Source organism: Devosia sp. Root436, from assembly GCF_001426345.1.
GTDB lineage: Bacteria > Pseudomonadota > Alphaproteobacteria > Rhizobiales > Devosiaceae > Devosia.
The window spans coordinates 734,699-752,937 of record NZ_LMEM01000009.1 but is presented as its reverse complement, the minus strand read 5'-3'; the positions used below and the strand labels follow the sequence as shown (position 1 = coordinate 752,937).

At 64.5% G+C, this 18,239-nt stretch carries 18 protein-coding genes; 17 read left to right on the top strand and 1 reads right to left on the bottom strand.

Annotated features, from left to right (window positions below):
* The first annotated feature begins 30 nt into the window (after window positions 1–30).
* From ASD04_RS08600 to ASD04_RS08575, 5 genes are all read left to right on the top strand, one after another.
* Entirely contained in the window at window positions 31–312 is a 282-nt protein-coding gene (locus ASD04_RS08600) for an AbrB/MazE/SpoVT family DNA-binding domain-containing protein (protein WP_056255353.1), read from the top strand.
* On the top strand, window positions 312–710 hold the full coding sequence (locus tag ASD04_RS08595; protein ID WP_056255352.1) for a type II toxin-antitoxin system VapC family toxin: 399 nt from the start codon (window positions 312–314) through the stop codon (window positions 708–710). Before ASD04_RS08600 ends, ASD04_RS08595 begins: the two co-directional genes overlap by 1 nt.
* A complete protein-coding gene (gene ruvB / locus ASD04_RS08590) occupies window positions 707–1,747 on the top strand; it encodes a Holliday junction branch migration DNA helicase RuvB (protein WP_082531082.1) in 1,041 nt (346 codons plus the stop codon). Before ASD04_RS08595 ends, ruvB begins: the two co-directional genes overlap by 4 nt.
* Window positions 1,744–2,250, top strand: a complete 507-nt coding sequence (locus ASD04_RS08585) for an NUDIX domain-containing protein (protein WP_056255348.1) — start codon at window positions 1,744–1,746, stop codon at window positions 2,248–2,250. Before ruvB ends, ASD04_RS08585 begins: the two co-directional genes overlap by 4 nt.
* 673 nt (window positions 2,251–2,923) lie before the next feature.
* Window positions 2,924–3,331 carry a YbgC/FadM family acyl-CoA thioesterase gene (locus ASD04_RS08575; RefSeq protein ID WP_056255345.1) on the top strand — a complete coding sequence of 136 codons (408 nt, stop codon included), beginning with the start codon at window positions 2,924–2,926 and terminating at the stop codon, window positions 3,329–3,331.
* 16 nt (window positions 3,332–3,347) lie between these two features.
* Here ASD04_RS08575 and ASD04_RS08570 read toward each other — a convergent pair whose 3' ends face one another.
* Entirely contained in the window at window positions 3,348–3,785 is a 438-nt protein-coding gene (locus tag ASD04_RS08570; RefSeq protein ID WP_056255343.1) for a CHRD domain-containing protein, read from the bottom strand.
* 271 nt (window positions 3,786–4,056) lie between these two features.
* On the opposite strand from ASD04_RS08570, the gene tolQ reads away from it, so the two are divergent.
* The 12 genes from tolQ to ASD04_RS08510 all read left to right on the top strand — a co-directional run bounded on the left by tolQ (window position 4,057) and on the right by ASD04_RS08510 (window position 18,143).
* Entirely contained in the window at window positions 4,057–4,758 is a 702-nt protein-coding gene (gene tolQ, locus ASD04_RS08565) for a protein TolQ (protein ID WP_056255514.1), read from the top strand.
* Window position 4,759: 1 nt separating this feature from the next.
* On the top strand, window positions 4,760–5,206 hold the full coding sequence (tolR, locus tag ASD04_RS08560; RefSeq protein ID WP_056255341.1) for a protein TolR: 447 nt from the start codon (window positions 4,760–4,762) through the stop codon (window positions 5,204–5,206).
* 4 nt (window positions 5,207–5,210) lie between these two features.
* Entirely contained in the window at window positions 5,211–6,323 is a 1,113-nt protein-coding gene (locus tag ASD04_RS08555; protein WP_056255340.1) for a hypothetical protein, read from the top strand.
* 63 nt (window positions 6,324–6,386) lie between these two features.
* Window positions 6,387–7,697 (top strand): Tol-Pal system beta propeller repeat protein TolB, encoded by a 1,311-nt coding sequence (gene tolB, locus ASD04_RS08550; protein ID WP_056255338.1) that lies wholly within the window; start codon window positions 6,387–6,389, stop codon window positions 7,695–7,697.
* Between the two features lie 377 nt (window positions 7,698–8,074).
* Window positions 8,075–8,524: a peptidoglycan-associated lipoprotein Pal gene (pal, locus tag ASD04_RS08545; RefSeq protein ID WP_056235572.1), complete on the top strand. Its 450-nt coding sequence runs from the start codon at window positions 8,075–8,077 to the stop codon at window positions 8,522–8,524.
* Between the two features lie 164 nt (window positions 8,525–8,688).
* A complete protein-coding gene (ybgF, locus tag ASD04_RS08540) occupies window positions 8,689–9,753 on the top strand; it encodes a tol-pal system protein YbgF (RefSeq protein WP_056255336.1) in 1,065 nt (354 codons plus the stop codon).
* Entirely contained in the window at window positions 9,738–11,012 is a 1,275-nt protein-coding gene (tilS, locus tag ASD04_RS08535; RefSeq protein WP_056255335.1) for a tRNA lysidine(34) synthetase TilS, read from the top strand. Before ybgF ends, tilS begins: the two co-directional genes overlap by 16 nt.
* A gap of 422 nt (window positions 11,013–11,434) precedes the next feature.
* Window positions 11,435–13,363 carry an ATP-dependent zinc metalloprotease FtsH gene (gene ftsH, locus ASD04_RS08530; RefSeq protein ID WP_056255332.1) on the top strand — a complete coding sequence of 643 codons (1,929 nt, stop codon included), beginning with the start codon at window positions 11,435–11,437 and terminating at the stop codon, window positions 13,361–13,363.
* A 127-nt stretch (window positions 13,364–13,490) separates the two neighbouring features.
* Complete coding sequence (gene glmM, locus ASD04_RS08525) at window positions 13,491–14,834, top strand: phosphoglucosamine mutase (RefSeq protein ID WP_056255331.1); 1,344 nt, start codon at window positions 13,491–13,493, stop codon at window positions 14,832–14,834.
* A gap of 151 nt (window positions 14,835–14,985) precedes the next feature.
* Window positions 14,986–15,717, top strand: coding sequence for a hypothetical protein (locus ASD04_RS08520; protein ID WP_056255330.1), 732 nt, complete (start codon window positions 14,986–14,988; stop codon window positions 15,715–15,717).
* Window positions 15,718–15,851: 134 nt separating this feature from the next.
* Window positions 15,852–16,835, top strand: a complete 984-nt coding sequence (gene denD / locus ASD04_RS08515; RefSeq protein WP_056255328.1) for a D-erythronate dehydrogenase — start codon at window positions 15,852–15,854, stop codon at window positions 16,833–16,835.
* Window positions 16,836–16,967: 132 nt separating this feature from the next.
* Entirely contained in the window at window positions 16,968–18,143 is a 1,176-nt protein-coding gene (locus ASD04_RS08510; RefSeq protein WP_056255510.1) for a phosphoserine transaminase, read from the top strand.
* Window positions 18,144–18,239 lie beyond the last annotated feature (96 nt).

Genomic DNA, 18,239 nt, shown 5'->3' with positions numbered 1-18,239 from the left:
ATTGGAAAGTAAGGAAAATGGAGCTTGGCAATGAATAAGGTTTTTCGCCTGGAGGCTTCGTCTGCCGTTACCAGCAAGGGCCAAACCACCATCCCTAAGGAAGTGCGGGACGCGATGGGTATCAAGGACGGCACGGCGTTGAGGTGGCGACTCGATAATGGCGTTTTGACAGTGCGGGCAAAGACCAGGCGGCTGGAAGATTTTGCAGGCGCACTTGGTTCGCCTCCCAACGGTCGGCACGTGACTATCGAAGAGATGAACGAGGATATTGGCCGAGCGGTGGACGAGCGCCTGCAGCGGTCCAACGGATAATGATTGGTGTCGATACCAACGTTCTGGTGCGCTTGCTGGTTCGCGACAACCCGGCTCAACTGGATGCTGCTGCGCGCTTCATGGCACAGCGGTCCGCTGACGATCCTGCTTTCGTCAGTTCGGTGGTTGTTGCAGAGTTTGCCTGGGTTCTGGACAAGAGCTACGGCTATGCGAGCGAGGCCATTCACGGCGCGATGGACTGGTTGTTCGATAGTGAAAATATCGTGGTCGAACGCAGTGACCTCATAGAAAACGCTGTACTGGTTGCTCGCGAAGCCAACGCCGACATTTCGGATGCCATCATCGCAGCGCTGGCAGAGGATGCCGGTGCGTCCAAGACGGCTACCTTCGATCGCAATGCCGCCAAACGCCTACCCGGAATGGAATTGCTTGCGTGACCGACCTTACCTCTCCTGCCGCCGGCCGTGACGATCCGCTCGACGTGTCCCTGCGTCCCTCGGGCTTTTCCGAATTTGTCGGCCAGGCTGCGGCGCGGGCCAATCTTGAAGTCTTCATCGAGGCGGCCAAGAAGCGCGGCACGGCGCTCGATCATGTGCTGTTCGTGGGTCCGCCGGGGCTGGGCAAGACCACTCTGGCGCAGATCATTTCTCGCGAGCTGGGCGTCGGCTTCCGCGCCACGTCCGGTCCGGTCATCGCCAAGGCGGGCGATCTGGCGGCGCTGCTGACCAATCTCGAAGAGCGCGACGTGCTGTTCATCGATGAAATCCACCGGCTCAATCCGGCGATCGAGGAAGTGCTCTATCCGGCGATGGAGGATTTCCAGCTCGATCTCATCATCGGCGAGGGCCCGGCCGCCCGTTCGGTGCGCATCGACCTGGCCAAGTTCACGCTGGTCGGCGCGACCACCCGTGCGGGCCTCCTCACCACGCCGCTGCGTGACCGCTTCGGCATTCCGGTGCGGCTCAATTTCTATACGCCCGAGGAACTGGTGCAGATCGTGCAGCGCGGCGCGCGGCTGCTCGGCATGCCGATGGCACCCGACGGGGCGATGGAAATCGCCCGCCGTTCCCGCGGCACGCCGCGCATTGCCGGGCGGCTTTTGCGCCGGGTCACCGATTTCGCGCTGGTCGACGGCTCGGGCGAGATCACCCGCGCCATTGCCGACAAGGCGCTGCTGCGGCTCGATGTCGATGCGCGCGGGCTCGACCAGCTCGACCGGCGCTATCTCACCACCATCGCCGATTTCTACAATGGCGGCCCGGTGGGCATCGAGACCATTGCCGCGGCGCTGAGTGAGCCGCGCGACGCCATCGAAGAAATCGTCGAGCCCTATCTGATCCAGCAGGGGTTCATCCAGCGCACCCCGCGCGGCCGCATGCTCACCGGCACCGCCTTCCAGCATCTGGGCAAAGTCGTGCCGCAGGGCTTTGTCGGCCTGCAGGCGAGCCTGTTCGAGGAGCCGGAGGCGGAATGAGTGCGCGAATCCTGCTGAGCTTTCCGGTCGGGGGCACCTGCTTCAACTATCGGGTGGCCGGCGTCGCCATCCGCGACGGGCATGTGCTGGTCTGCCGCGAGGACGATGACAGCTACTGCATGCTGCCGGGCGGCCGCGTCGAGATGGGCGAGCCCAGCAATGTCGCGCTGGTGCGTGAAATGGCCGAGGAACTGGTCATGCCGATCGAGGTCGGCTCGCTGCTTTTTACCTCGGAGAGCTTTTATGGCCGCGAGGGCGACCGCTATCACGAGCTCGGTTTCATCTATGCCATCGACCTGCCCGAAACTGTGCGGCCCGGCGGCCAGCAGCCTTTCCTCGTGCGCGAGGATGAAGGGCACCTGCTGCAATTTTCCTGGCTGCCGCTTGAGGGACCGGCGCTGAAAGAGGCGTGCCTGCTGCCGCCCTGGCTGCCGGCGCGGTTGCGGGCTTTGTCCGGCGCGCCCGAGCATGTCGTGTTCCACGAAGGCGAGGCGGTGGAATGACCCGGGCGATCCCATTGCCGGCGGGGTAGGCAACCATGGCTCATAAAATCGCACGTCGTACGCTCGAACACTGGGACGCGGCGCGGGGTCGATGGTTGATGTACCGTGCGGAGGGGGAGCACTCGGAAGACTGCGCGCGATACCCGTGGGATTCCGTGCCACTTCGCATCTTCCTCGATACGAGCGTGGTGAACCTTCTTGTGAAGTATGGCAACTGCGTCTTCGAAGGTGAAGCTATCCCGGAGGATGTTGCTGAGACTCGTGCACATGACGTCGAGGCGCTAATGCATCTTATGCAAGTTGGGGCCCGTGCGAATTGGGTCGTTACCACCTCACCGAGGGCGCTAGACGAGATCGCCAATACGCCGGATGCTAATTTGCGAGCTGACCTACTCGACTACGCCAGAGATCTGCTTCTTACTCACAACGAAAGTTATGCTCACGCAAATGATCTAGGCCGCCGCTCTGTGGACGCTCCATTCCTGTCAGCCCTACAGGACATGCCAGACCGTGAACTTATCGGAAACGCTGTCGGTCTAGGCTGCGACACCTTCTGTACCGCGGACCGCAGGACGATCGTTCGGCATCGTGAGCGGCTGCTGAATGTCCCGGTAAGGATAATGACACCAGTAGAATGGTGGCAACATTTCAAGCCTTGGGGAGGGCTGTTTGTATGAGCCGGGCTCACAGTTTCCCCGTCCGCATCTATTACGAAGACACCGATTTTTCGGGCAATGTCTATCACGCCGCCTATCTCAAATTCTTCGAGCGCGGCCGCACCGAATTCCTGCGCGACGAGGGCATCCACCATTCCGAACTGGCCGCGCAGGGCCTGGCCTTTGCCGTCCGCTCGATGGATATCGCCTTCGATGGTGCCGCCCATATCGATGACCTGCTCACCGTGACGACCGAAATCGCCGCAGTCAGCGGCGCGCGGCTGACGCTGGCGCAGGCCATTCTGCGTGATGGCGCGGTGCTGACGCGGGCCGGCGTGGTCGTCGTGGCCATCAGGACCAGTGGCGGCCCGGCGCGAATGCCTGCCGCCATCAGGGCGCTTGCCGCTAAAAAGGGGACCGACTGACCGGTCCCCTTTTTCGTTACATCGCCGCAGCCGTCACCTGGCCCCGGATTTCGCCATCGGGATATTTGGCGGTGTGGACGTTGAAATACCACAGCCCGTCCTGCAACTGGGTTGCCTGCTCCTCGGTCAGGGTGGCCGAGCCCTCGATCGGGCTGGCGAGATCGCCATCGATCGGGACTACGGGGCCGGCAGTGGCGTCGGCAGCGGCCGGGCCGTGGAAATGCGCGGCGGTGGCATCGCCGGTCAGCCCCTCATAGTTGACCGCCCAGGTGAACATCATGGTTTCGGTGTCATAGGTGGCTTCAAGCGTGCCCGTGCCGGCGGAATCATTGGCAGGAACCTCGGCGGCGCCGGTGAGTTCGGCCGTCATGTTGAGCATTTCGGCATAGGCCGGGGCAGCCAGCAGCATTGCTACCGACGTGATGGCGGCCAGGGACGCGATACGAATCGTCATGAGCTTCCTCCTGTGGAACGCGCCGGGATCGGCGCCTGCCGATCAACGGGCTCCAGGGGCTGACGTTCCTTCACAGCTTGTTGCCCCGACTCTCTTTCTTAACTTCTTCTTGACCATAATTGCGGCAAAGCGGACACGTGTCCGGGAGCCGGCTCGCAAAGGGCCGGTTTGCCGGGCATTTCTCTTAATTTTGACAGATTTCGACCCCATCGCCTGATGCTTGAGGGTCGGTCAAGCGAACCGGGCCAAAAGGGATCACGACATGGAAGCCATGGACGCTGTGGGAGCGGTTGCTCCGCACACCGATTTCTCCATCTGGGGGCTGTTCTGGGCTGCCGACTGGATCGTCAAGGCAGTGATGCTCGGCCTGCTCGGGGCCTCGATCTGGTGCTGGGCCATCATCATCGACAAGACCATCACCTATCGCCGCACCCAAGCGGAGATGAACCGCTTCGAGCGCGTATTCTGGTCCGGCCAGTCGCTGGAGGAGCTCTATCAGCAGCAGTCCGAAAAGACTTCGGGCGGGCTCGGGGCGGTGTTCGTCGCCGCCATGAAGGAGTGGAAGCGCAGCCACGAGCAGAACGCCGCCAGCTTCGTGGGCATGCAGCAGCGGCTCGACAAAGTGCTCGATGTGGCCATTGCCCGCGAAAGCGAGCATCTGGAAAAGCGCCTCGGCTTTCTCGCCACCATCGGTTCGGCCGGCCCCTTCATCGGCCTTTTCGGCACCGTCTGGGGCATCATGAATGCCTTTACCGCCATTGCCGCTTCCTCGAGCACCAACCTTGCCGTGGTCGCGGGCCCCATCGCCGAGGCCCTGTTCGCCACGGCCATCGGCCTGGTTGCCGCCATTCCGGCGGTTATCGCCTATAACAAGCTGAGCTCCGATGCCGGCAAGATGATCGGGCGGCTGGAAGGCTTTGCCGACGAATTCTCCACCATTCTCAGCCGCCAGCTCGAAGCAAGGAGCCGCTGACATGGGCATGGGTGCCACGGCAGGCGGTGGCGGCGGCGGGCGCCGTCGGCGCCGCCAGAAGAAGGCGATCATGAGCGAGATCAACGTGACGCCGATGGTGGACGTCATGCTGGTGCTGCTCATCATCTTCATGGTGGCCGCGCCGATGATGACGGCCGGCGTGCCCATCGACCTGCCGCAGACCGCAGCCAACGAAATGCCGAGCCAGACCCAGCCGATCACCGTGGCGGTGACGCCGGACGGCACGATCTATGTCGGCGAGGATGTCGTGGCCGAAGCCGAACTTGTCCCGGCCGTATCGGCGCTCGCCACCAATGGCACCGAGGACCGCATCTTCCTGCGCGGCGACACCACCGCCAATTACGGCTCGGTGATGCGGGTCATGGGCATTCTCTCGGCGGCCGGCTTCACCAAGATCGGCCTCATCACCGAGAAAGAGCCGGGCTAGTCCAGTGCGTACCGGCCTTGCGGTTTCGATCGTCGCCCACATCGCTGTGCTGACTATCGGCCTCATCAATCTGGGGTTTGCCGAGCCGCTGACGCCGGCGGTGGAGTCGATCTCGGTCGACCTGGTGCCGATCGAGGAATTTTCCAATATCCGCGCCGGCCAGCTCGATAGCGAAATCGTCGAGACCGATACGCCTTCCATCGTCGAAGACGACAGGCAAGCCGAACTGGCCCAGCCCACCGGCAATACCGAAGAAGACCAGGTGACGCCCTCGCCGGCCGATATTCCGACGCCGGCCCCGGTGACCAATACCGCGCCGGCCCCCGAAACCACCCCGGAACCCACGCCCGAGCCGGAACCCGAGCCTGTTCCGGCGCCGGAGCCTGAACCCGCTCCCGAACCCGAGCCGACACCCGAACCGGTCGCCCCCCCGGTGCCCGCCACGCGGCCCACGCCGGCGCCCGTTCCGGCGCCGACCCCGACGCCCGAGCCGATCCCGGAGCCGGTCCCCGAAGCTGAGCCCGAGCCGGAACCCGAGCCCGAGCCGCCCACCCCGCAGGTGGCGGCGCCGGTGCCGGCAAGCCGTCCGGCCAATCTCGAACAGAAGCGCCAGCAGTTCGCTGCGGCCGAGGCCGAGCGCAAGAAGCGCGAGGAAGAGGAGCGCAAGCGCCAGGCTGCCGTCCAGCAGGCCCAGCAACAGCAGCCGACGCCGCAGCTCGATGCGTCGCTGGCCGACGATATTTCCGCCATCATCAACAACGACAACACCACCGGCGGCACGACCGGGCAGGGCGGCACGCCGACCTTGGGCGACACGGACGGCACCTCGGCGCGGCTCAGCCGGTCGGAGATCGACGGACTGGTGGGCCAGATCAAGCAATGCTGGAACCTTTTGCCCAGCGACATCAACAGCGGCCTCAATGTGCGGCTGATGGTGAGCCTCAACCCGGACGGCACGGTCAATGGCATTCCGGCCATCATCTCGGCCGATGCCTCGCCGGCCGGCGGCGCCATTGCCCGTGCGGCGCAGCGCGCGGTGACGAATTGCGGGCCCTACCGCCTCTCGGCGGATGCGTATGACGAATGGCGGCAGATCGACGTGGAACTGCGGCCGTGATTTTTGGATTTGGCACGTCTGGCGGGCAGAATGCCTGCCGATGGCGGAGAATGGAGACCTGATATGACCCTTTTGACCCGGCGCAACGCGCTCAAGCTCGGCCTGGCTGGCGGGGCCCTGCTGGCCGGCTCCTCGATGGCGATGGCGCAGTTGCGTATCGTGGTGGAAGGCGCCAATTTCCAGCCGCTGCCGATCGCCATTCCCGATTTCGCCTCGTCCGACCCGGCCTTCGGCAAGGAAATCGCCGATATCGTGCGCAACAACCTGCGCCGGTCGGGCCTGTTCCTGCCGCTCGACCCGGCCTCGCTGCCGGTGCAGGTGGGCGATGTCAACAACACGCCCGATTTCAACACCTGGCGCACCGCCAATGTCGATGCGCTGGTCATGGGCGGGGTGGAGCGCGGCGGGCAAATCTCGTCCTCGGTACGCGTCTGGGATACCCAGCAGGCCGCCCAGGTCGTCGGCAAGAGCTACAATACCGATCCCAATTCGGCGCGCCGCGTCGGCCACATCATCTCGGACGCGATCTATGAATCGCTGGCCGGCAGCACCGGCTATTTCGATACCCGCGTCATCTACACCGCCGAAAGCGGCCCCAAGGCCAATCGCGTGCGGCGCCTCGCCATCATGGATCAGGATGGCGCCAATGTGCAGTATCTGACCGATGGATCGACCATGGCGATGACGCCGCGCTTCGCCCCCAATGGCGACATGGTGACCTATATGAACTTCGCCGACGGCAATCCGCAGGTCTACCTGCTGCAACTCTCGACCGGCCGCCAGCAGCGGCTGGCCAATGTCGGCGCCATGACCTTCGCCCCGCGCTTTTCGCCCGATGGCGGTACCGTGGTCTTCTCGGTGGAACAGGGCGGCGCCACCAATATCTATGCGGTGGGCACCGGCGGCGGCACGCCGCAGCAGCTCACCTCCGGCGCGGCCATCGATACCGGCCCGTCCTATTCGCCGGATGGGAGCCGCATCGTCTTTGAAAGCGATCGTGGCGGCTCGCCGCAGATCTACATGATGGGCTCGGGCGGCGGTAACGCCCAGCGCATCAGCTTCGGCCAGGGCCTCTATTCCACCCCGGTCTGGTCGCCCAAGGGCGATCTGATCGCCTTCACCCGCCAATCGGGCGGCCAGTTCAATATCGGCATCATGAACCCGGATGGCTCGGGCGAGCGCATGCTCTATTCGAGCTTCCACGCCGAAGGCCCCACCTGGGCACCCAATGGCCGCGTCATCATGTTCTTCCAGGATCCGGGCGGCAATGACGGCCCCAAGCTGATGAGCGTCGACATCTGGGGCCGCAACCTTCTCACGATCCCGACGGAAAGCTACGCGTCCGATCCGGCCTGGTCGGGGTTGCGGGGGTAGGGGGCTCTTTCTTCACCTCTCCCTTGGGGGAGAGGTCGGCGCAGCGCCGGGTGAGGGGGCCTTTACTGGGTGCGGTGTTCGGGGAAGGCCCCCTCACCCGCCTTGCTTTGCAAGTCGACCTCTCCCCCGAAGGGAGAGGTGAAGAGGTTCCACTTAACCTTAACGTGATCACGCACCGGCCCTGTGACAATCCTGCATCATCACAAAAAAGCCAGGATTCCCGCCACATTCACGCCCGAATAGGACAAGATTAACCACGCTGGAAAACCCGGCCTTAAGATTAAGCGCGGTAAATGCCGTACTTAAGATTGTTGCCTTTTCAGGAGCCTCCCGTGGTCATCACCGCACCCCTCAACACCGCATTGCGCGCCGTCGCGATGCTGCTTTTCGTAGCGGTCATTGCGGCCTGTTCGCGGACGCCCAACACCATGCCGACCGGTGTCGGCAATCTGGGGCCGGGCGGCGGCGCGCCGGGCAGCCAGCAGGAATTCCTCGTTTCGGTCGGTGACCGCGTGTTCTTCGAGACCGATTCGAGCAGCCTCACCGCCGAGGCCTCGGCCACCCTCGATAAGCAGGCCGCCTGGCTCAACCAGTACCAGAACTACCGCATCATGATCGAAGGCCATGCCGACGAGCGCGGTACCCGCGAATACAATATCGCCCTGGGCGCCCGCCGCGCCTCGGTGGTGGTGAATTACCTGGTCTCGCGCGGCGTCAACGGCCAGCGCATCACCAGCCAGTCCTTCGGCAAGGAACGCCCGGTGGCGATCTGCAACGACATTTCCTGCTGGAGCCAGAACCGCCGCGCGGTCACGGTCGTCCAGTAAGAATACCGGCCGCAAGGCCGAGGCAATCCAGTGCAAACTGGAGGCAATAGCGCCCGGCGTCATGTATTTGGCCCGGGCGCTTTCTTTTGACCAAATTTGCCCTTTATCGGCAGCGCCATCGGCACCATGTTGGTGCCTCAGATCCAGCGCGTTGGAGGTGTCGTTTGAAGCTATCGGTCTATCTCAAGAGGGGACGCACCGCGCTTTGCACGCTGGCGCTCGCCCTCGGCATCACTGTTCCGGGCATGGCCGCGCAGGTGACGCCCCTGCCGCCGGCCGAGCTGGGCGGGCTGACGCTCACCAATGCCGAACCGCCGCGCATCCATGTCGCCCAGTCGCAGGATACGGCGCAGCTCCTGGTGCGTATCCAGCAGCTCGAAGAGCAGTTGCGCCTGCAGAACGGGCAGATCGAGGGCCTGACCTTCCAGCTCACGCAGCTGCAGGAAATCCTCAATCGCATGCAGGAAGACAATGAATTCCGCTTCCAGGCGCTGGAAGGCGGTGCCGGCCCAAAACCTGAGGCGGCAGGCCAAGCGGGCGGCGTGACGCAGCCCGAGGCACTGCCGCAGGACCCCAATGCCGTGCCTGCTGATGCCAATGGTGTTCCCGTGGATGCCAATGGCGTTCCACTCACCGATATTCCCGAGCAGGGCGTGCAGCCCTTGCCGGGCGAGGCCGAGTTCGATCCCACATTCGACGATGGGAGCGCGCCGATGGATGACCTCGGAGACTCCGCCGATCCCCTGGTCGGCACCGGCGCTGCCGGCGGCGTCGACCTCACCACCGGCCAGCCGATGAATCTGAATTTCGATCCGGCGGCCGCCAAGTCGGGCAATGCCGATGCCGACGCCCAGTTCGCCGCCGGCTATGACGCCTTCACCAAGGGCGACTATGCCTTTGCCGAAGACCAGTTCAGCCAGTTCCTGTCGCTCTATCCCGATAGCGCCCAGGCCACCGATGCCGCCAATTTCCTCGGCGATGTGCTGATTCAGCGCGGCGCCTATGACGAGGCGGCCGAAGTGCTGCTCGCCGCCTTCCAGAAGGCGCCGGACAGCCCGCGCGCGCCCGACCTGCTGCTTAAGCTGGGCATGTCGCTGTCGGGGGCCGGCGAGCGGGAAACCGCCTGCCGCACCTTTGCCGAGATCGACAAGCGCTATACCACGCTGGCGCCGGCCTTCGTCACGCGGCTGGGCGAGGAGAAATCCAGGGCCGAATGCCCGCCCGCATGACCTCCGACATCGACGACGCGGCAGGGCTCACGACCCTGTTCGCGGCGGTGGCCGGCGAAAAGGCCATTGGCCTTGCCGTATCGGGCGGGGCCGATAGCCTGGCCTTGATGGTGCTGGCCCAGCGTTGGGCTGCGGGCCTCGCGGATGCGCCACGGCTTTTCGTCTATTCAGTCGATCATGGCCTGCGGACCGAAGCGGCAGGCGAAGTCGCCATGGTGCTGCAGGCCGCCGAGCGGCTGGGCCTTGCGGCGCGCGGCCTGGCCTGGACCGGGTCCAAGCCTGCAACCGGGGTGCAGGAAGCCGCCCGCATGGCGCGCTATCGCCTGATGGGCGCCGCCATGCAGGCGGATGGCGCCAGCGTGCTGCTCACCGCCCATCACCGGCAGGACCAGGCCGAGACGGTGCTGATGCGCATGGCCCATGGCAGCGGCATCGAGGGGCTCAAGGGCATGACCGCCATGGCCGAAATCGAAGGCGTGCGCGTGCATCGCCCGTTGCTCGACGTCGATCCGGCCGCCCTGCGCGCCGTGGTCGATGGGGCAGGGCTCACGCCCGCGCAAGACCCGTCCAATGCCGATCCGCATTACGAGCGTGTGCGCTGGCGCCAGGCCATGCCTGACCTGGCGGCTTTGGGTCTCGACGCGGGGGCGCTGGCGCTGTTTGCCGGTCGCATGGCCGAAGCCGACGCCGCCATCGCCCAGATGGCCGATGGTTGCTTCACCGAAATCGTGCGGCTCGACGGCTTCGGCGCGGCGCGGATCGAGCTCATGCCGTTTATCGGCCTCAGCCCAGCCATTTCCACGCGCCTTCTGGGTCGCGTGCTCAATATTGTCGGCGGCCGGCAGAAGCCGCGCGCCTTGGGCCAGGTCGAGCGCCTGCGGCAGACCATTGCTGCAGCCGGGCTTGCCAAGGCCGCCACGGTCCTGGGCTGCGTCATCCGCGTCAAGGACGGTTCTGTCGTTGTGGCGCGCGAGCCGGGCCGAGCGCTGCCGCCCGATGCCCTGCTGGCCCCGCATGGCGAACTGGTCTGGGACGAGCGCTTCCGCATCATCAACGCCTCGTCCGAGGCCGATCTGACCGCCAGCGTCGCCGATTACCTGCCGCGCCACCGCCTCGAGGAATTCCTCGGCTTCAAGATCACCGCTCCGCCCGAGGCCATCCGTACCGCCCCCATCGTCCGCAATGCGGCGGGCGGCGTGCTGTCGCTGGGCGGCTGGAGTTTCGACGAGCGCATCACGGTGCAGTTGCTGATCGATTGAGGCCGTGCCCCACGGTGGATCGGGGTATTCACCAAGCACCGACTTATCCATCGCGCCGGGCCGGCTTCGCTGCCGCGCAGGTTCGAGTAGCGGCCGCTCCCTTCGAGCGTTTGGGACGCGCGATCACCGTCTATTGCTCCAAAAACCGGCGCCCCGAGACGGCTTCCGTCTCACTCTTAAATTACTCAGGGGCGTCAGCCGTCTCGGGGTCCGTCCATCCATGACAACCGCGATCCAGGCGGCGCTTCGGCACGTCCATGAAACCATTCAATCCCCACCGCGTATTAACCCAGTCGCGACATTATGACTGGACGGGGCACCCAAAGGACCGCAGGTCTTGCCCTTGTAACGCCCCAATGCCGGACATACATTCGGCACACGCGCCGCGCCATCTTCGCGCCGGCTTCTCCGGGACAGGATTGATGAACGGAAATTTCCGCAACTTCGCCATCTGGCTGGTCATACTCTTTATGCTGATGGGCCTGTTCCAGGTCTTTCAATCCTCGACCCGCTCGACGTCGGTTGCCGACAAGAGCTACAGCCAGTTCGTCACCGATGTCGAAGCCGGCAGCGTCACCAGCGTCACCATTACCGACGATGTCGTGTCGGGCAGCCTGCGTGACGGCACGCGGTTCGAAACCGTGTTGCCCGCCGGCGCCGACGTCATCAGCCGCCTGGAAGACAAGGGCGTGTCGATCACGGCCCGCGCGCCGGAATCGAGCCCGTTCTGGTCGATCCTGCTGTCGTCCTGGCTGCCCTTCATCGTCATCATCGGGGTATGGTTCTTCTTTATCCGCCAGATGCAGGGCGGTGGCCGTGGCGGCGCGATGGGCTTCGGCAAGTCGCGCGCCAAGCTGCTCACCGAAACCCATGGCAAGGTGACGTTCGAGGACGTGGCCGGCGTGGACGAAGCCAAGCAGGACCTCGAGGAAATCGTCGAATTCCTGCGCGATCCGGGCAAGTTCCAGCGCCTGGGCGGCCGTATTCCGCGCGGCGTGCTGCTGGTCGGCCCTCCGGGTACCGGCAAGACCTTGCTGGCCCGTTCGGTGGCCGGCGAAGCCAATGTGCCCTTCTTCACCATTTCGGGTTCGGACTTCGTTGAAATGTTCGTCGGTGTCGGCGCGTCCCGCGTGCGCGACATGTTCGAGCAGGCCAAGAAGAATGCGCCTTGCATCATCTTCATCGACGAAATCGACGCCGTCGGTCGCCAGCGTGGCGCCGGTCTCGGTGGCGGTAACGACGAACGCGAACAGACGCTCAACCAGTTGCTGGTCGAGATGGACGGCTTTGAAGCCAATGAAGGCATCATCCTCATCGCCGCCACCAACCGTCCCGACGTGCTCGACCCGGCTTTGCTGCGGCCCGGTCGCTTCGACCGGCAAGTTGTCGTTCCCAATCCCGATGTCTCGGGCCGCGAAAAGGTGCTCAAGGTCCATGTCCGCAAGGTGCCGCTGGCCCCCGATGTGGACCTCAAGGTTCTTGCCCGCGGTACGCCCGGCTTCTCCGGCGCCGACCTGATGAACCTCGTCAACGAGGCGGCGCTGATGGCGGCGCGGCGCAACAAGCGCTTCGTCACCCATGCCGAATTCGAAGACGCCAAGGACAAGATCATGATGGGCGCCGAGCGCCGCACCATGGCCATGTCCGAGGACGAGAAGAAGCTGACCGCCTATCACGAGGCCGGCCACGCCATCATCGCGCTCAAGGTTGCGGGCATCGACCCCATTCACAAGGCAACGATCATTCCGCGCGGCCGGGCTTTGGGCATGGTGATGACCCTGCCCGAGAGCGACACCTATTCGTTCTCCCGCGAAAAGGCCCTGGCGCGCCTGACCATGCTGTTCGGCGGCCGTGAGGCGGAGATCATCAAGTTCGGGCCTGAAAAAGTCACCAGCGGCGCTTCGGGCGATATCCAGATGGCGACAAGCCTCGCCCGCTCGATGGTCATGGAATGGGGCATGAGCGAGAAGCTCGGCCGCGTGCGCTACAAGAGCAATGACCAGGAGGTGTTCCTCGGCCATTCGGTGACGCAGAGCCAGCATATGTCGGACGATACGGCCCGGATCATCGACCAGGAAGTGCGCAAGCTGATCGAGGATGGCGAGGCTTCGGCCAAGGACATTCTCACCACCTATCACGACCAGTGGGAGGCGATCGCCCAGGCGCTGCTCGAATACGAGACGCTGACCGGCGATGAATTGCGCGCCCTGATGGATGGCGTACAGCCGACGCGGCCCGACGACAGCGGCCCCACGACCAAGGCCAGCGGCGTGCCGTCGGCCGGCAAGGCGGGCAAGAAGCGCCCCGACGCGCCGCCCGAGCCCGGTCTGGAGCCGCAGCCCAACAGCTAAGGGCACAACGACTTCTGGGGGGCCGCCGCAAGGCGGCCCTTTTACTTGGCGGTAATATCGGCTATTTCGCCCCAAAGTGGTATTATCGGACGCAACCGGAATCGCCGGATCGGGGGAAGCATACGCCATGGCTCGCAAGTATTTCGGTACGGACGGAATTCGCGGCCTCGCCAATGGCGCCAAGCTGACGCCTGAGCTGGCGCTGCGTGTCGGCATGGCGGCCGGCCACACCTTCGTTCGCGGCGATCACCGCAATCGCGTGGTGATCGGCAAGGATACGCGCCGCTCCGGCTACATGATCGAAAGCGCGCTGGGCGCCGGCTTTACCGCGGTGGGGATGGATGTGTATTTCCTCGGCCCGATGCCGACCCCCGCCGTCGCCATGCTGACGCGGTCGCTGCGCGCCGATCTGGGCGTGATGATCTCGGCTTCACACAATCCCTATGACGACAATGGCATCAAGCTGTTCCGTCCCGACGGCTACAAGCTCAGCGACGAGCTCGAACTGGAAATCGAACGGCTGATCGACAGCGACATGACTTCGCTGCTGGCGCATGGCCGCGATATCGGCCGGGCCCACCGCGACGAGGAAGCCCGCACCCGCTACATCGAATATGCCAAGCGCACCCTGCCGCGCGGCACCGACCTCGCCGGCCTGCGCGTGGTGCTCGATTGCGCCAATGGCGCGGCCTATAAGGTGGCTCCCGTGGCGCTGTGGGAACTCGGCGCCGAAGTCTTCACCATCGGCGACAGGCCCGATGGCTTCAACATCAATGACAAGGTCGGCTCCACCGCGCCCGAGGCCGTGGCGGCCAAGGTCAAGGAAGTGCGCGCCGATATCGGCATCGCCCTCGACGGGGACGCCGACCGCGTCATCATCGTCGACGAGAAAGGCGATGTGGTCGATGGCGACCAGTTCCTGGCCGTGATCGCCCAGAGCTGGTTGGAGCGTGAAATGCTGGTCGGCGGCGGCATCGTCGCCACCGTCATGTCCAATCTGGGCCTTGAACGCTACCTGACCTCGCTGGGTCTCACGCTCGAGCGCACCCAGGTCGGCGACCGCTATGTGCTCGAAGCCATGCGGAACAAGGGCTTCAATGTGGGTGGCGAGCAATCGGGCCACATCATCCTGTCCGATTTCACCACGACGGGCGATGGCCTGGTGGCGGCACTGCAATTGCTGGCGGCGCTCAAGCAGCAGGAGCGCAGCGTTTCCGAGATTTGCGCGCGTTTCACCAAGGTTCCTCAGCTCCTGCGCAGCGTCAAGTTCAAGTCCGGCAAACCGCTCGAGCATAAGCAGGTCATCCAGGCCATCGCCGATGCAGAAGCCATGCTCGGCAATGGCGGGCGGCTGGTGGTGCGGGCCTCCGGCACCGAGCCGGTCATCCGCGTCATGGGCGAGGCCGATGATGCCTCGCTCGTGACCACCGTGGTTTCCCAGATCGAAGCGGCGATCCGCGACGTGGTATAGCCACCTGTTACTGTAGATTTACTTACGGTTAACCATGATGGCGCTGTTGTCTTCTCGTTAGGGTTAAGTTTTTAGGTTAAGCGCGTTTTAAGGAAATTGTCCGATATTCGGCTGCAATCGACCCGTGTCGTGGCAACCCAAAGGACGTTTCATGCGTAAGTTCATCGCTACGATGATGGTGGCAAGCGCTGCTGTTGTCGGTGGGCAGGCAATCGCCGCCGATCTTCCCTACTATCCGCCGATCATCGAAATCCCCGATGTGGACTACGGCGTGTCCGGTTCGTTCTACCTGCGCGGCAGCGCCGGCCTGAACCTGCTCTGGGCCAAGGAAGTGAACCATCCTTCGGGCATCCCCGACACGGCCTTCGCCATCGATGGCTGGGGCTATGGTTATTCCATCGGTGCCGGCGCGGGCTTCGAGACCGGAACCGGCCTGCGCTTCGACGTGACCGGCGACTACCTCGTCAATGAAGGCCTGCAGACGACCATTGCCGGCTCGGCAAACCTGGCCAACGGCGTCCACAAGCTGTCGCTGCGCTCCACGGTCCTGCTGGCCAACGCCTATTACGATTTCGGCTTCGGCAATGGCGGCTATGGTGCTGCCGGCGGCGCGTTCGGCTATGTCGGCGCCGGTGCCGGCGTGGCCTTCAACAGCATGATCACCACCGGCCCGGGCGTTCCCGATACACGTGGCGGCAATACCAGCTTTGCCGCAGCCGGCATGATCGGCGCGGGCTATGATTTCGGCCAGGTCGTTGCCGATATCGGCTATCGGGCCCTCTACATCAACTCGCTCGCCAACAGCGCTCCGGCCAACCCCTATTCCATCGCCAATGCCTGGGTGCATGAAGTGCGCGGCACGGTGCGCTACCGCTTCAACTGATCGGGCGTGGCGGGTTAGCCACGGCCCGCCTGGTTCGGAACAGATCAGACCGGCGCCCTGCGGGGCGCCGGTTTTTTTGTCCCCCGACTCCCGCCGAGAGGCTAAGCTCCCCCATAAGCGAGATGGGGAGCGAGATGAAGGTTTTGGTGATTGGTGCTGCCGGCATGGTGGGGCGCAAGCTGACCGCGGCCCTGCTGGCGGAGGGGCATGTCGGAGGTAGAGCGATCGGCAGCCTGGTACTGGCCGATGTGGTTGCGCCCGAGGCACCCGCGAGTGCCATAACGGTTACCACCGCCGCCGCCGATCTTTCGGCTCCCGAAGTCGCGGGCCAGCTAGTGGCCGACCGGCCAGACCTGATCTTCCACCTTGCCGCTATCGTCTCGGGCGAGGCGGAGGCCGATTTCGAGAAGGGTTATCGGATCAATCTCGATGGCACCCGGCACCTGCTGGAAGCCATCCGGCTCGCGGGCCAGACTACGCCTTACTGGCCGCGCCTGGTCTTCACCTCCTCCATCGCCGTCTTCGGCGAACCACTGCCGGAGGTGATCGGCGACACCCAGCACCATACCCCGCTCACCAGCTACGGCACGCAGAAGGCCATCTGCGAACTGCTGCTGTCGGACTATTCGCGGCGTGGTTTCGTTGACGGGGTTGGTATTCGCCTTCCGACCATCGTGGTGCGCCCCGGCAAACCCAACAAGGCCGCCTCGGGCTTCTTTTCGGGCATCATTCGCGAGCCGCTGGCAGGGCAGGAAGCCATTCTGCCGGTCGCCGATTCGGTCCGGCACTGGTTTGCCAGCCCGCGCGCCGCCGTTGGCTTCCTGCTGCACGCGGCCAGCCTGGACACGGCCCTGTTAGGGAACCAGCGCAACCTGACCATGCCGGGCCTTGCCGCCACGGTGGGCGAGGAGATCGCAGCGCTGGGACGCATTGCCGGCGCCAAAGCCACGGCACTGATCCGGCGAGTGCCCGACCTGGTCATTGCCGACATTGTCGCAGGCTGGCCCAAGGCCTTCGAGGCCAGCCGCGCCAAAACCCTTGGTTTTCGCGGCGATTCGAGCTTCGACGAGATCATCGGCATCCATGTTGAAGACGAACTGGGCGGCCGGATCGGGTGATCTCTACCGCTTTGGTCGAATGCCGCACAAGTCCATTGACGGCCACACCCGATCGGGCGTATCTCCCGCCTCAGGACATCTCGCCCTAACGCGAGACGCATAGACCTGGGAGGGTCGCTTGATATGGCTGCAATGCCCCTGACCGCGCCGGCGGTGAAACCGGCTAATCCGAATTTTTCGTCGGGCCCCTGTGCCAAGCGTCCTGGCTGGACGGTGGAAGCGCTGGCCAATGCGCTGGTCGGTCGTTCGCACCGCTCCAAGCCCGGCAAGGCCCGCATCCAGCGCGCCATCGACCTGACGCGCGAACTGCTGCAGGTTCCGGCTGATTATCGTATCGGCATCGTCCCCGCTTCCGATACCGGCGCCGTCGAAATGGCGCTGTGGTCGATGCTCGGCGCCCGCGGGGTCGACATGCTGGCCTGGGAAAGCTTCGGCGAGGGCTGGGTCACCGATGTCAGCAAGCAGCTCAAGCTTGAAGATGCCCGCATCATCAAGGCGCCCTATGGCGAGTTGCCCGATCTCGGTCAGGTCGATTTCGACCGCGACGTGGTCTTTACCTGGAACGGCACCACCTCGGGCGTGCGCGTCGCCAATGGCGACTGGATCGCGGCTGACCGCAAGGGCCTGACCATCTGCGACGCCACCTCGGCGGCTTTCGCGCAAAACCTCGATTTCGCCAAGCTCGATGTGGTCACCTTCTCCTGGCAGAAGGCGCTGGGTGGCGAGGCCGCTCATGGCGTTCTCATTTTGTCGCCGCGCGCCGTCGAGCGCCTCGAAACCTTCAAGCCGGATCGGCCCCTGCCCAAGATTTTCCGCCTGACCAAGGGCGGCAAGCTGCTCGAGGAAGTGTTCGAGGCGGCGACCATCAACACGCCCTCGATGATCTGCATCGAGGACGCTATCGATGCCATGGAATGGGGCAAGTCGCTGGGAGGTCTTTCGGCCATGCAGGCGCGTGCCGATGCCAATTTCAAAGTGCTGGCCGATTGGGTCGCCGCAACCCCATGGGTGGATTTCCTGGCCAAGGTTCCGGCCAATCGCTCCAATACCTCGGTCTGCCTCTCCATCGTCGATCCTGCCGTGACCGCGCTCGCTGCCGACCAGCAGGCCGCTTTCGCCAAAGCCATCGTGGCCCGGCTGGACAAGGCGGGCGTGGCCTATGACATCGGCGCCTATAAGGACGCCCCCTCCGGCCTGCGCATCTGGGCAGGCTCCACGGTGGAAACATCCGACCTGACCGCGCTGGTGCCGTGGCTGGACTATGCCTTTGCTGAAGAACTGGCGGCGCTGAACAAGGCCGCCGCCTAGACACAACGACCCCCGCCCCGGCCCCTCCCCTCAAGGGGGAGGGGAGCAATAGAGCCACCAATGCAGTTGTCTCGGCTGGCGCCTCCCTCCCCCTTG